Below are 13,177 nucleotides of genomic sequence, written 5' to 3'. Positions count from 1 at the left end.
GAGAACCATGCGGAAGATCCGTTCCCGCGCCGCGATCGTGCTCGCGCTCGCGACCGCGCTGACGACCGCGGCCTGCGGCCTGGGCGGTACCACGTCGTCCCAGCAGCCGAGCGCGGCCGCGTTCGCGCCCGAACTCAAGCCCGGCCAGGACGTGTCGATCGTCTTCGAGAGCTACAACTTCGGGCAGGCCGGCGCCTGGACCGACACGTTCAACGAGCTGATCGGCAAATTCGGCCAGGCGCACCCGAACATCCACGTCAAGGCGCAGAAGCCGCAGGGCAACAGCCCCAACCCGGCCACCGACACGATCCCGAGCATCCAGGCCCAGATCGCCGCGGGCAACCCGCCGGACGTCGCGCAGCTCGGTTTCAGCGACCTCGACTTCACCGTGCACAGCCTCGGCGCGAAGCCGCTCGACGACCTGTTCGGCAAGGACGCGGTGCAAGGCAACTTCGCCGGAGCGAAGCACCCTTACGCGCCCACCGCGCGCACACTCGCCGACTGGGACGGCAAGACCTACGGCGTCCCGTTCGTGTTCTCCACCCCGGTGCTGTACTACAACGCCACGCTGTTCAGCCAGGCCGGTCTCGACCCGGCGAAGCCGCCCACGACCTGGGCCGAGGTGCAGCAGGACGCGCAGGCGATCAAGAACGTCGCGCATGCCGACGGCGTCTACCTCGACTGCCTGACCAAGGAGGCCAAGGACTGGTGTTACCAGAGCCTGGTGCGGTCCGACGGCGGACGCGTCATCTCCACCGACCGTAAGTCGCTCACCTTCGACGCCCCGGCCAACGTCGAGGTCGTGAAGATGGCGCAGAACATGGTGAACACCGGCAGCACGCCGAAGCTGACCCAGAAGCAGGGCTACGAGGAGTTCGCGCGCGGTGGCATGGGGATGCTGCTCGAGACCAGCGCGATCCAGGCGACCTTCGAAAAGGGCGCGAAAGACAAATGGGACCTGCGGGCGGCGCCGATGCCGAGCTTCGACGGCAAGCCGACCGTGCCGACCAACTCCGGCGCGTCGCTGTTCGTCCTGGCCAACGACCCGGCGAAGCAGCGCGCGGGCTGGGAGCTGATCAAGTTCCTCACCAATGAGCAGGCCTACACCACAATCTCCAGCAAGATCGGCTACCTCCCGCTGCGCACCGGGCTGTTGAACGACCCGTCCGGCCTGCAGGCGTGGGCGGCGAAGAACCCCCTGATCCAGCCGAACGTCGCGCAGCTCGACCGGATGGAGCCCTGGGTTTCCTTCCCCGGCAACAGCTACCTGCAGATCCGCGACGGCATGATGGCCGCCGTCGAGAAGTCCGTCTATCAGGGCGCCGACCCGCAGGCGACGCTCTCGGCCGCCCAGAAGGACGCGAGCGCCCTGATGCCGGGCGGAAACAAGTGACGACGCTGATCCAGATCAGCGACACCCACCTGCTCCCCGGCGGCGAACTGCTGCACGGGCGAGTGGACACCGCCGCCGCGCTGGAGGGCGCGCTCGAGCAGGTCCTGGCCGGCGGCGGCCGGGTGGACGCGCTGCTGCTCACCGGTGACCTGACCGACGGCGGCGCGCCCGAGGCGTACCGGAAGCTGCGGACGCTGGTCGAACCCGCGGCGGACAAGCTCGGCGCGAGTCCGGTGTACGCCATGGGCAACCACGACGAGCGCCGTGCCTTCGGCACCGAGCTATTGTCCACTTCGGACGACCACGCCCGGGATGCGGTGCACCGGATCGGCGAACTGCGGGTGATCGTGCTCGACAGCACGACGCCGGGACGGCACGAGGGCCGCCTCGAACCGGAGCAACTCGGATGGCTGCGAGCGGAGCTGGCGACCCCGGCTCCGCTCGGCACCGTCCTGGTGGTGCACCATCCTCCGCTGCCTTCGCCCGTGCCGGGCGTGCATTTGTTGCGGTTGCGCGACGCACAGGCACTGGCCGGCGTCCTCGACGGCACGGATGTCGGGATCATCGTGACCGGGCACGCGCATCACACCGGTTGTGGCGTCCTGGCGGGGATCCCGGTGTGGATCTCGCCAGCGCTGGCCTACCGGGTCGACGCGCTGCCGCCGCAAGGGCGGCAGCGCGGCCTCGCCGGGAGCGGTATCAGCCGCATCGACCTCATCGACGGATCCTTCGTGGCGACCGCGATCGGCATCGACCCCGCGCCGGTGATCTACGACGAGGACGACGAAACCATGCTGCGCCGTATCCAGGCCGTGATGGGGTAACCACGATGTTCGTCGAGATTCCCGCCCCCACCGCCGTCGTGGTGCCGAAGGCCGCGAGGCCTCCGGTGCCGCGACGGCTGCTCCGCGCCGCTGTCCCCTACCTCTACCTGGCCCCGGCACTGGCGCTGCTGGTGATCTGGACGTATCGGCCGTTGGTACAGACCGTGCAACTGTCGTTCTACTCGTGGAACCTGCTGCCCACGCAGCCGATGGTGCCGGTGGGACTGGACAACTACGAGCGGCTGCTGAAACTTCCGCGGCTGGGCCAATCGGTGACACGGACGTTGTTCGTGATCGGCGGGCTACTGCCGTTCACCGTCGCTGTGCCGGTCTTGGCGGGGCTGGCCGCCCGCCGGATCCGTGGCCGGGCACGCGGCTTCTACCAGGCGCTGGTGTTCGCGCCGATGCTCGTCGCGCCGGTCGCCAGTGCCGCGGTGTGGCAGTGGCTCCTCGACCCGGGAGCGGGTGCGGTCAACCGCGCGCTCGGCACGAAGACCAACTGGCTCCACGAGATCGCGACCGCGCAGCCGGCGATCGTGCTGATCACGGGCTGGCATCTGGTCGGGTTCGCCGTGCTGGTCGTGTCGGCGGGCCTGGCGAACATCAACGGCGACTACGCCGAAGCGGCGCAACTCGACGGTGCGTCGCGGGGGCAGGTGACGCGCTGGATCACGTTGCCGTTGCTGTCGCCGACGCTGGTGTTCCTGACCCTGATGACCGTGCTGCTGTCGGCCCAGTGGACGTTCCCGCTGATCGACACGCTCACCCAGGGCGGTCCCGTGGATGCCACCACGAACGTCTACTACCTGTTGTGGGACTACAGCTTCCACAGTTACGACGCGGGTCTGGGTGCGGCCGCCGGGATGCTGCTGTTCGTGGGCTTCGGTGTGGTCGCGGCCGCCCTGGTGTGGCTCTCGGAACGCCTGACCTTCCACGACAACTGAAGCGCCGCGGCGACTTCTCCGACCTAGGAGCATCGATGAACTGGCGGACGGTCCGGGGCCACCTCGTGCTGGGGACGCTCGGGCTGCTGTGCGTGTTCCCGATCTACTGGCTGTACGCGACGTCACTGCGACGGCCGGGCGACATCCTGTCGCTGCGGCCGCTGCCGTGGCCGCTGTCGGTGGCGAACTACACCGACGCCGCCGCGAAGGTCGACGTGCCGGGCCTGCTGGGCAACACGGTGCTCGTGGCCCTGCTCACCGCCGTCGGCCAGCTGCTCACGGGCCTGCTCGCCGCCTACGCCTTCGCCGCGTGGCGGTTTCCGTTGCAGCGCTTGTTGTTCCTGGCCTTCGTCGGCACGTGGCTCGTGCCGTTCCAGGTCACCATGCTGCCGAACTACGTGCTGTTGTTCCAGCTCGGCCTGCTCAACACCCTGGCCGGGGTGATCATTCCGAACCTGTGTTCCGCCCTGGGCGTGCTGATGCTCCGCCAGCATCTCGACGGCTTCCCGAAGGAACTGCTCGAAGCGTCCAAAATGGACGGGCGATCCTCGTGGACGACGCTGTGGACCGTGGTGGTACCGAACCTGCGGCCCGCCCTCGCCGCCCTGACGATCCTGCTGTTCGTCAACGCGTGGAACGAGTACTTCTGGCCCGCGATGGTCCTGCAGCGCACCAACGCGGTGGTCCAGCTCGGCCTGCGCTCCTTCATGGGCTCCGAAGGCAACGACTGGGGCCCGCTGATGGCCGTCGCCGGCCTCGCCTGTCTGCCGGTCTTCGCGCTGTACCTGGTGCTGCAACGGCACATCGTGAACGCCTTCGTCCGATCCGGCCTGAAGTGAGTCCCGACGTGGCCGAGCGCCATAGTGGAGCCGGGTACGGAAGCCGGCCACAATTCACGGAATCGTGTGCCGGCGCGCGTCAAGCCAGCCGCGCATCGCACCGGTCACCCTGGCCGGCGCTTCCCAGGTCGCGAAATGGCCGACGCCCTCCAGCCGATCGATCGTCAGGTCGGGAACGAGGGAGTCCAGTCCCTCCAACTGCACGGGCAGCATCGACTTGTCGTCCATCCCCCAGATGACCAGCGTCGGCATTTTCACCGGCGGGAACGGGCGGTTCAGGAACGCCGGGCGCTCGGGCGTGGCGTCCATCGCGGGCACTCGCAGCGGGGTCGCCCGGTACCAGTTGAGCATCGCGGTCACCGCGCCGGGCCTGCCCCATTGGTCGAGATAGATCGTTTTGTCACCGCGAACCTTCTCGAAGTCCGCATAACGCGTGAAGTGTTCGTCGAAGAATTCGGACAGACCGAGCCGGTCGACCTGTTTCTCGAAACCGGGATCGCGCCAGTCGGTGATGTACTGGCTCGCCCTGCGCTGGGCCATGTCGTCGAACAAGGTCTTCTGGAAAATGAACGGGTGCGGTGCGTTGACGATGATCAGTCGCGCGACACGGCCGGGATGGTTGAGGGCCGCCATCCACGCGATCGCGCCGCCCCAATCGTGTCCGGCCAGCGTGAAGCGGTCGATACCGTAGCGATCCGCCAGCGCGATCAGGTCGGCGAGCGGCTTGTCCGGCGTGTAGTTCTCGACACCCCACGGCTTGGAGGATTTCGCGAACCCGCGCTGGTCGGGGGCGAGGACGAAATGATCCTTGGCGAAATCACCGATCTGGTGACGCCAGGTCCAATGCGATTCGGGAAATCCATGAAGAAGGATGATCGGCGGATTGGCGGGCCGGCCCGCCACCGCGACGTCAAGCTCGACCCCGGTGGGCAGCGCCACTCGTGTCAGATCGAATTCCGGCATACCGCGCTCCTGAGTGCTTCAGCGACACTTGTGGTGATTGACGAGACGACGCCACCTGACTCCCCCTCAGATCGTCCGGTCGGCGCCTGACCAGTACGGCTCGCGCAGGCGACGCTTGAAGATCTTTCCGGAATCCTCGCGCGGCAACTCGGCGGCGAACTCGACCACCTTCGGAAGTTTGTATCTCGACAGCCTTGTCGCCAATTCTTCACACACGTTTTCCTTCGTCAACGTCACACCCTCATCCGGTTCTATCCAAGCGCATACCGATTCGCCGAACTCGTCGTCGGGCACGCCGAACACGGCGCAATCGCGTACGCCGGCGATCGCCAGCAACGCGGCCTCGATCTCCGCGGGATAGATATTGACGCCTCCGGAAATAATCATGTCACGGCGCCGGTCACACAGGAAGAGGTATCCGTCCTCGTCGAGCCAGCCGATATCGCCGACGGTCATGAACCCGCCGCGCTCCATGGCGGCACGCTCGTCCTCCCGGCCGTGATAGGTGAAGTCCGGCACCGCGATCGATCGTACGTAGACATCACCGACACCACCGGGCGGCAACGGCTGACCTTCCTCCCCCAGCACGCGCACGGTCACCCCGGGCAGTGCGCGCCCGACGGTCCCTGGCCGGGCCAGGGCGGTTGCCGAATCATGCACGGTCACCAGTCCGGTCTCGGTGGAACCGTAATATTCGTGGATCACCGGACCCCACCAGCCGATCATCCTCCGCTTCACATCCACCGGGCACGGCGCGGCTCCGTGCACGACGAAGCGAAGCGACGAGAGGTCGTATCGTGCTCTGACCTCCTCCGGCAGCTTGAGCAACCGGACGAACATGGTCGGGACCATGTGCATGTGCGTGACGCGATGCCGTTCGACCAGTTCGAGTAATCGCTCCGCGTCGAAACGCGGCTGCAACACGATCTTCTCCGCCGAACCGGCCGCGGTGAGGCCATAGGAATTCGGCGCCGAATGATACATCGGCCCGGTCATCATTACGACCATCGGCTGGTCCGCGGACAAACCGTAAGCGGCTTCGAAAATTGCTTGCTGCGCGAAGTCGTTTTCTGGCGTCAACGGCGCGCGTCGCACCCCCTTGGGCCGTCCGGTCGTGCCCGAGGTGTAGATCATGGCGGACAGCCCGAAAGGCCATGCCGTAGGCGGATCTCCCTGCGCCCCGGCCAGCCAGTCGTCCCAGTGCGTGCCGTTGGGAAAGGTGCCACCCGGCGTGAGCCCGTAGGCGGCGGCGATGTCTCGAGGAACACTGACCTCGATTACCGGAGGGAGTCCGGTCAGCGACGTCAGCGGCGACAGGAGATCGGTATGTCCGATCAGGATCTTCGCGCCGCTGTCGCGGAGGACATAGGATATTTCGTCCGGCGTCGAATGCCAGTTCACCGGAGTCGCGTAAGCGCCCAGCCATCTTGCCGCGAGGCTTGCGACGAAGAAGGGAAAGTCGTTACGCAGCAAGAGGCCGACCGTGTCTCCTGCTTCGATCCCGGCGCTCGCCATGGCGATGGCAGCGCGCCGCACCTGTTCATCGAGTTCCGCTGGAGCCAGTGAACGCTCACCCGCGACCAATCGCGCCGTCATGCCGGGGCACCGGCGGGCCGGGTCCGAGGCCGGGATCGGGCGGGACGGATCGGGTGCGGATCGCGACCGGCGACGACGGTGTTGCGAATCGTGCCGATCCCCTCGACGGTCATCTCGACGACGTCGCCGGGCTTGAGCGGTGGGAGGTCGTCGCGGCCGCGGCCCCACAGTTCGGCAAGGCAGCCGCCGTTGCCGCAGGTGCCGGAGCCCAGGACGTCTCCAGGACGGACCGTGGTGCCGCGACTGGCGTACGCGACGAGATCCTCGAACGGCCAGGACATGTTCGAGAGCAGGTCGCTGCCGATCTCGGCGCCGTTGACCGACACGGTCATGCCGAGGCTCAGGAAGCCGTTGTCGTCGCGGTACGGTTCGAGTTCGTCCGCGGTGACGAGGACGGGCCCGAGCGTGGTCGCGAAGTCCTTGCCCTTGCAGGGGCCGAGCCGTACCGCCATCTCGCGGAACTGGAGGTCACGCGCGGACCAGTCGTTGAGGATCGTATAGCCGGCGATGTGGTCACGGGCCTGTTCCGGGCTCAGCTCCGAACCGGCGGTCCCGATGACGGCGGCCACCTCGAGTTCGAAGTCCAGACGGGCGCACCCGGGGGGCACCGCGACGTCGTCGTTCGCGCCGACCAGCGCGTACGGATTGGTGAAATAGAAGGTGGGTGCCGCGTACCAGGCCTCGTCGATGGCGCCGGCGATGCCTTCGACGTGCTCCTCGAACGCGATGAAGTCGCGCACGCTCGGCGCCTCGACGGGTGGCAGCAACCGCCGGCCCTCCAACGGGACGGGATCGTTGGCGTCGGCCTGCGCCGCCGACAGCGTGCCGGTCCGCAACAGGTCCAGCACGGTCGTCCCGGCGGGCAGGCGCCACAGCGTCTCGCCGTCGACGACGCCGCACCGGATCGTGCCGTCCGGTTCCTCCACAGTCGCTACGCGCATCAGATTCCCTCGATCCCGAAACCGGTCCACATGGTCGCGGTCATCGCGCGGCGACCCGCGGGAAGAGCAGTTCGGCGCGTCCACGCATGACGTCGTGGTACATGCCGGACAGGTGCTCGGTGGTGCTCAACTGCTCCGCGAAAGAGATCACCGCTTCGCCGGGGGTGAACGTCATGTCCGAGCCGTAGAGGACGCGCTCGCCGCCGACCCAGGACAGCAGCGCGGGAAGCTGGGCCGGCAACGCCGTGCCGGCGAGGTCGTAGTACAGCTTGGCGAACTCCGCGTGCACGTCGTCACCCGCGACGTCGCCCCCGATCAAGCCCGTCGTCCAGGCCACGCGCTCGGCGAGGAGGGGAAGGGCGGCGCCGCCGTGCGAGACGATCCACCGGAGACGGGGAAACCGGCGGGTGCTTCCACCCAGCACCAGATCGATGAACGCCCTGGTGGTCTCGAACGGGAACTCCACCATCGGGATCATCCGGCCGAACGAGACGGCTTCGGCATGCGGCGGCGCGCACGGGTGCACGAGGACGACGGCCGCGCGGCGGTCGAGTTCCTCCAGCACGGGACGGAACAGCGGGTCGCCGATGTAGTGGCCCGCGTAGTTGGTCATCATGGTGATCCCGTCAGCGCCGAGTTCGTCGTACGCGCGTTCGAGCTCGCGCAGCGACTCCTCGACGTGCGGCAGCGGCAACGACGCCAGGTGGCCGAACCTGTCGGGCCGGTCGCGCACGGTCTCGGCGCCCGCGTCGTTCACCGACCGCGCCAGCGCCACCGTGGCCTCTCGGCCGGGCAGGAGCACCCCCGGCGAGGAGACCGACAGGATCGCGGTGGCGATGCCGAGCGTGTCCATGCCCGCGATCTGCTCGGAGGCGCTCCAGGTGGGCAGGCGCGGGATGTTGTCCGGCAGCGCGGCCAGCCCCTCCAACGCCCGTCGGTACGCGGTCGGCAGGAAGTGGGTGTGGACGTCGATCGCACCCTCGGCGACACCGAGGACACCCCCGGTGCGGGACTTGGCTGTACTGCTGGTCATCGAGCCTCCATGGGGGTGGCAACGGGTGAGTTCCGGCCGGTGAGGAGCTGGTCGCGGAGGTCGGCCAGGAGCGCGGGTGTGTCCGCGGCCGTGGACGCACGGCCGAATACGTAGAAGTCGGGGCGGACGAGGACGGCCTCGGATCCCGTCTCGTCGAGCCAGGCCGTCAGCCGGCCGTCGAGATCGGTGTAACCGTCCGGGTGGTCCGGGTCCAGGCAGAGCATGCGGATCCCGAGTTCGCCGACGGCGCCCAGATCGGCACCGTGCCGGGTGATCAGGCAGAACCCGTCTCCGACGACCGCGTCGGCGAGCCCGTGCCTGCCGTCGCCGCCGATCAGCCCCTGCACGGCGAGCGATCCGGCCAGTGGGTCGGAGTCCGTGCCGGCCGGCCGGTGGCGAATCCCTCCCCGGAGCCCCGGCATCGGCTCCGGCGGCGGTGTGCGGCCGGTCCGGAACGCCTCGTCCCGTTCACGCGCGGCCGCGGGGTCGAGCGTGCAGCTCACCTGGCCCATCCGCATGGAAACCTCGATGGTGCGCAGGTTCTGCTCGTACCGCTCTTCGGTCAGCGTGTCGAGCAGCGAGTCGTCGCTGATCCCGCGGAGGACGAGATCGAGCTTCCAGGAAAGGTTGGCCGCGTCGCGCAGACCCGAACACAGCCCCTGCCCCATGAACGGGGGCATGACATGGGCGGCGTCGCCGACCAGCAGCATGCGGCCCATGCGCATCTGTTTGGCGAGCGAGGAGCTGAACCGGTAGACGACGTGGCGTTCCAGCACCGCGTCGGCGGGCCCGGCCCAGGGCTCCAGCATGCGCCACACCGCGTCGTCCGTGGCGAACTCCGCCGGGTCCTCACCGGGCAGGAGCATGAACTCCCAGCGCCGGCGGAACCGGCCGACGCGCACCGACATGTGCGGACGACGCGGATCGCACCACTGGCAGGAGTCACCGAGCTGAGTGAAGAGCCGCTCGGCCAGGCCGGGGTCGGGGAAACCGACGTCGACGACGAGCCAGTGCTCGGAGAAGCCCAGGTCGTCTTCGCCGATGCCGGACAGCGCCCGGACCCGCGAGTTCGCGCCGTCGGCGCCCACCACGAACCGGCCCCGGAGCTCGGTGCGCTCTCCCGTGAGTTCGAGTTCACCCGTCCCGAGGGGACGGGTCCGCTCGGCGGTGACGGTCACCATCTCGTCGCTCTCCGCAACCGAGATCGTTTCCCAACCGCGCAGGAGGTCCACCGACGGCGCGCGCAGCGCCCGCTCGTGCAGTGCCCGTTCGAGGCTGGGCTGGTAGAAGAGGTGGCTGAACACGTGACCGCTGGCGGCGAGCGTGCCGACATCAAGGTCGAGGATCAGTTCACCGTCCGCGCCCCGCCATTCGTAGCTACGCATCCCGACCACGTCCTCGCCCAGTTCGGCGACGACACCCAGCCGGTCGAGGGTGCGGTGGATCTCATGGTCGAAATGGGCCGCCCGGGGCCGCGGATAGAGCTCCGGCCGGCGCTCGATCACCGCCACCCGGTGGCCGTCGCGCGCCAGGAGGTTGGTGAGGACCTGCCCGACCGGCCCGTAACCGACCACGATGACGTCGTAAAGAGGCGTCGCTTCATTGAAACGCATGGGTCCCTTCCTCGTGTTCAGTCAGGCACAGGACAACCGGCCGCGAATCCGGCGTTCATGCGCCCTCGACCGGCGGAAGCTTCGCCGCCCAGGCCGTCAGGACCTCGGCATAACGGGCCGGGTCGCCGGCGTGCATCACGTGCGGCATGTCGGGGAACGATTCGTAGTCGACCCGGACGCCCGCGCCGCGAATGATCGCCTGGACCTTCTCGGCCTGGAGGTCGGAGAACGAACCCAGCATCTCGCCGGTGTCCGGGTCGGTCATGCGCACGTGGTGGGTGATCAGCACGGGCGTCTTCACCTGGGACAGCATCCGCTCATGCGGGCAGTGCAGGGCGACCGTGCCCTCGACGAAAGCACGCGCCCATTCGGGGTCGTACTCCTTGAGGTTTTGTGGCGGTTCCCCGGACGTCCCGAAGAAGCGCACGACCTTGGACGAGGACACCTTGGCGGCTGCGATGAACCCGGCCCAGTCGCCCACTGACCACTGATCGCCGAGATGCTTGCACAGCAATTCGAACGCCGGACCGGCGCCCTGGCGGATCGAATGCCCGTAGGCCGGGGCAAGTTCCGAAGAGAAGAGGGGTGCGTCCTCGCAGAATGCGCCGCGGATCTGGCCGGGCATCGCGTAGGCGGAGAGCCAGGCCGCGAGCACCCCACCCGAAGAGCAGCCCGCCACGATGACGGGCCTCCGGATGACCAGCGCGATGAAGCGCACCAGATCGTTGCCGAAATTGTCGAGGCTGTACCGCTTGGGCGTCCACGTGCTGCGTCCCTGGCCCCGAAGGTCGACGGCGAACACGTGGAAGTCCCCGGCGAGACGAGCCATGGCTTGCTCGTAACTCCACCACGACCCCGTCTGCTCGGGGATGAGGAGCAGCGCGGGCTTGCCGGGTGTGCCGGTCTCGGCGTAGTTGAGGACGACCTCGCCCAGGTCGACCTGCTTCTCGGCGAACGCGTGCGGGACGAAGACGTTCCGCGCCCTTGGCGTCACCTGCTCGGTCATCAGGTCTCCCTACTGTTGTGTGGCCCTCCGTCGGGCCGGAAAGTCGGAGCGCTTGGACGCCTCACGCGGAGTGTGATCCGGTCATGAGCGCGGCCAGGTCTTCGGGCGCGAGAAATGAGGGCGGTGGCGGCGGGCCCCACTGGTACAGCGCCCGCATCCCTTCCCAGACGCCCGGCTTCCACAGGGCGTCGTCAACGATGCAGTCGATGTCGGAGTAGTACTCGGAGAAGTTGCCGGCCGGGTCTTTGAGGTACCAGAAGAAGTTGGACCCGATCGTATGCCGTCCGAGTCCCCACACGTGCCGCTCCGGGTCCTGCTCGAGCATCGCCGCCGCGCCACGGCCTACCTCGTCGACATCGTCGACCTGCCACGACGTGTGGTGCAGCAGGTTGATCGGCGCCTTCTGCACGAGGAGGTTGTGGTGGTCGGTCGAGCACCGCAGGAACGCGGCCGCGTCCTTGACCAGGTCGCTCACCTTGAAGCCGATGCCTTCGGTGAAGAACCGTTGCGACGCCTCCTGGTCGGTCGAGCCCAGGACGACGTGGCCGAGTTTGCGCGGCCGGACTCGGCCTTCCCGTACCACCGCCTCGGCTCGCGCGTTCTCGCGCGCGATCGCGCCCGGCGCGTTGTAGACCGGAGCGGGCACCGGCTCGGATTCCAGGTGCGGCGCGAGTTCCACTCGCACCCGGACCTGCGTACCGGAGTCGAAGGCTTCCACCGACGTAGGAGAGCGCACCGTTTCGATGCCCAGCCGCTCCATCGCTCGCGCCACACGGTCGAGGTCGTCCGGATCGTCGACTCCGACACCGAGGTCGAGCAGCCGGCGACGGGGCGCGTAGGCGATCGTCAACTGCTCGCCGCCGTCGACGGTGCCGAACCGCGCGACGTCCGGCGCATGGGGGGATGGGGCGGCGGGTGTCAGGCCGAAGTCCGTGTAGTAGGCGGCGGTGGCCGGAACGTCCGGCACACCCAGGGTGATGCTGGTCAGTCTGTGCAGCGGCACGAGAGGTCCCTTCCGGTCGGGTGGTCAGTGAGGGTCGACGCAGACCTGGCGCAGGGCACCGATGCGTTCGATGGTCGTCTCGACCACGTCGCCCGCCTTGAGGAACCGAGGGGGCTTGCGGGTGCCGCCGACACCGGCGGGTGTGCCAGTGAAGATCACATCGCCCGGGGTCAGCGGCAGGACCGACGACAGCTGCTCCACCAGGCTCGGCACCGAGAAGATCAGTCGATCGGTCGCGCTCTTCTGCATGGTCTCGCCGTTGATCCGGCACTCGATCACGAGGTTGTCCGGGTCACCGAACTCGTCCGGGGTGACCAGCCACGGGCCCTGTGGCGCGAACCCGGGGTAAGACTTGCCCAGCGAGAACTGCGGGGCGGGGCCGGAAAGCTGCAGCGCGCGCTCGGAGTAGTCCTGCCCGACGGTCAGTCCGGCGATGTACGACCAGGCGTCGGCCGCCGCGACACGCTCGGCACGCCGCCCGATGACGACGACGAGTTCGGCCTCCCAGTCGACGGTCGCCGCGGGGAGCACGAGTTCGCCCCCCGGACCCGCGAAGCTTCCGGTCCACTTGGTGAAGACCGTTGGCGAGTCCGGATATCCCAGACCCGATTCGTCGGCATGGTCGCGGTAGTTGAGACCGATCGCGAAGACCTGTCGCGGGTCGGGCGATGGCGGACCGAGCTCATCCAGCACGACCGGCACGCCGTCGGCGGCGAAATCGATCGAGGCGTCCGCGGCCCAGCCGGCGAACTCGTCCCACGCGTCGTACACCTCACGCGGGTCCGGGCTGAACCGCCCCTGGCTGGCTTCGGTGACGTCGACCAGGGACGCGGTGTCGGGAGAGATCAGGACCGTCCGACCGGACCGGGTTGCGATGCGCACTCGCTTGCCTTCCTGTGACGAGGCCGCCAGGGCGACGGCCGGAGCCGTGGTGCTCCTCACAAGATTCCATCGCAATACAGAAAAGTCAACATCATTTCGAAATTATGCACCGGTCCATCGTGGCCGATCAACTTCCGCAA

General features: G+C 68.1%; 12 protein-coding genes. 4 read left to right on the top strand and 8 right to left on the bottom strand.

Annotated elements, in window-relative coordinates; genetic code table 11:
- The first annotated feature begins 7 nt into the window (after positions 1-7).
- The 4 genes from ACFSXZ_RS25670 to ACFSXZ_RS25655 are packed head-to-tail and all read left to right on the top strand — an operon-like array spanning position 8 to position 4,000.
- Positions 8-1,393 carry an ABC transporter substrate-binding protein gene (locus ACFSXZ_RS25670; protein WP_378267752.1) on the top strand — a complete coding sequence of 462 codons (1,386 nt, stop codon included), beginning with the start codon at positions 8-10 and terminating at the stop codon, positions 1,391-1,393.
- The gene (locus tag ACFSXZ_RS25665; RefSeq protein ID WP_378267751.1) at positions 1,390-2,217 is read left to right on the top strand and encodes a metallophosphoesterase; all 828 of its coding nucleotides are present in this window, start codon (positions 1,390-1,392) and stop codon (positions 2,215-2,217) included. The genes ACFSXZ_RS25670 and ACFSXZ_RS25665 overlap by 4 nt, the downstream gene beginning before the upstream one ends.
- Before the next feature lie 5 nt (positions 2,218-2,222).
- The gene (locus ACFSXZ_RS25660; RefSeq protein WP_378267750.1) at positions 2,223-3,161 is read left to right on the top strand and encodes a carbohydrate ABC transporter permease; all 939 of its coding nucleotides are present in this window, start codon (positions 2,223-2,225) and stop codon (positions 3,159-3,161) included.
- Positions 3,162-3,196: 35 nt separating this feature from the next.
- Positions 3,197-4,000: a carbohydrate ABC transporter permease gene (locus ACFSXZ_RS25655; protein ID WP_378267749.1), complete on the top strand. Its 804-nt coding sequence runs from the start codon at positions 3,197-3,199 to the stop codon at positions 3,998-4,000.
- Between the two features lie 54 nt (positions 4,001-4,054).
- Here the strand turns inward: ACFSXZ_RS25655 and ACFSXZ_RS25650 are convergent, their stop codons facing one another.
- The 8 genes from ACFSXZ_RS25650 to ACFSXZ_RS25615 all read right to left on the bottom strand — a co-directional run bounded on the left by ACFSXZ_RS25650 (position 4,055) and on the right by ACFSXZ_RS25615 (position 13,097).
- Positions 4,055-4,963 (bottom strand): alpha/beta fold hydrolase, encoded by a 909-nt coding sequence (locus ACFSXZ_RS25650; protein WP_378267748.1) that lies wholly within the window; start codon positions 4,961-4,963, stop codon positions 4,055-4,057.
- A gap of 66 nt (positions 4,964-5,029) precedes the next feature.
- Complete coding sequence (locus ACFSXZ_RS25645; RefSeq protein ID WP_378267747.1) at positions 5,030-6,559, bottom strand: acyl-CoA synthetase; 1,530 nt, start codon at positions 6,557-6,559, stop codon at positions 5,030-5,032.
- Positions 6,556-7,500: a fumarylacetoacetate hydrolase family protein gene (locus tag ACFSXZ_RS25640; RefSeq protein WP_378267746.1), complete on the bottom strand. Its 945-nt coding sequence runs from the start codon at positions 7,498-7,500 to the stop codon at positions 6,556-6,558. The genes ACFSXZ_RS25645 and ACFSXZ_RS25640 overlap by 4 nt, the downstream gene beginning before the upstream one ends.
- Positions 7,501-7,540: 40 nt before the next feature.
- Positions 7,541-8,533, bottom strand: coding sequence for an amidohydrolase family protein (locus ACFSXZ_RS25635; RefSeq protein WP_378267745.1), 993 nt, complete (start codon positions 8,531-8,533; stop codon positions 7,541-7,543).
- Positions 8,530-10,146, bottom strand: a complete 1,617-nt coding sequence (locus tag ACFSXZ_RS25630) for a bifunctional 3-(3-hydroxy-phenyl)propionate/3-hydroxycinnamic acid hydroxylase (RefSeq protein ID WP_378267744.1) — start codon at positions 10,144-10,146, stop codon at positions 8,530-8,532. Before ACFSXZ_RS25630 ends, ACFSXZ_RS25635 begins: the two co-directional genes overlap by 4 nt.
- Positions 10,147-10,201: 55 nt before the next feature.
- Entirely contained in the window at positions 10,202-11,152 is a 951-nt protein-coding gene (locus ACFSXZ_RS25625; RefSeq protein ID WP_378267743.1) for an alpha/beta fold hydrolase, read from the bottom strand.
- Between the two features lie 61 nt (positions 11,153-11,213).
- Positions 11,214-12,155, bottom strand: coding sequence for a VOC family protein (locus ACFSXZ_RS25620; RefSeq protein ID WP_378267742.1), 942 nt, complete (start codon positions 12,153-12,155; stop codon positions 11,214-11,216).
- 24 nt (positions 12,156-12,179) lie between these two features.
- Positions 12,180-13,097 carry a fumarylacetoacetate hydrolase family protein gene (locus ACFSXZ_RS25615; protein ID WP_378267741.1) on the bottom strand — a complete coding sequence of 306 codons (918 nt, stop codon included), beginning with the start codon at positions 13,095-13,097 and terminating at the stop codon, positions 12,180-12,182.
- Positions 13,098-13,177: the final 80 nt, after the last annotated feature.

Source organism: Amycolatopsis pigmentata, from assembly GCF_042684065.1.
Classification (GTDB): domain Bacteria; phylum Actinomycetota; class Actinomycetes; order Mycobacteriales; family Pseudonocardiaceae; genus Amycolatopsis_E; species Amycolatopsis_E pigmentata.
The sequence above is the reverse complement of the archived record's forward strand: the minus strand, read 5'-3'. Positions and strand labels throughout refer to the sequence as shown.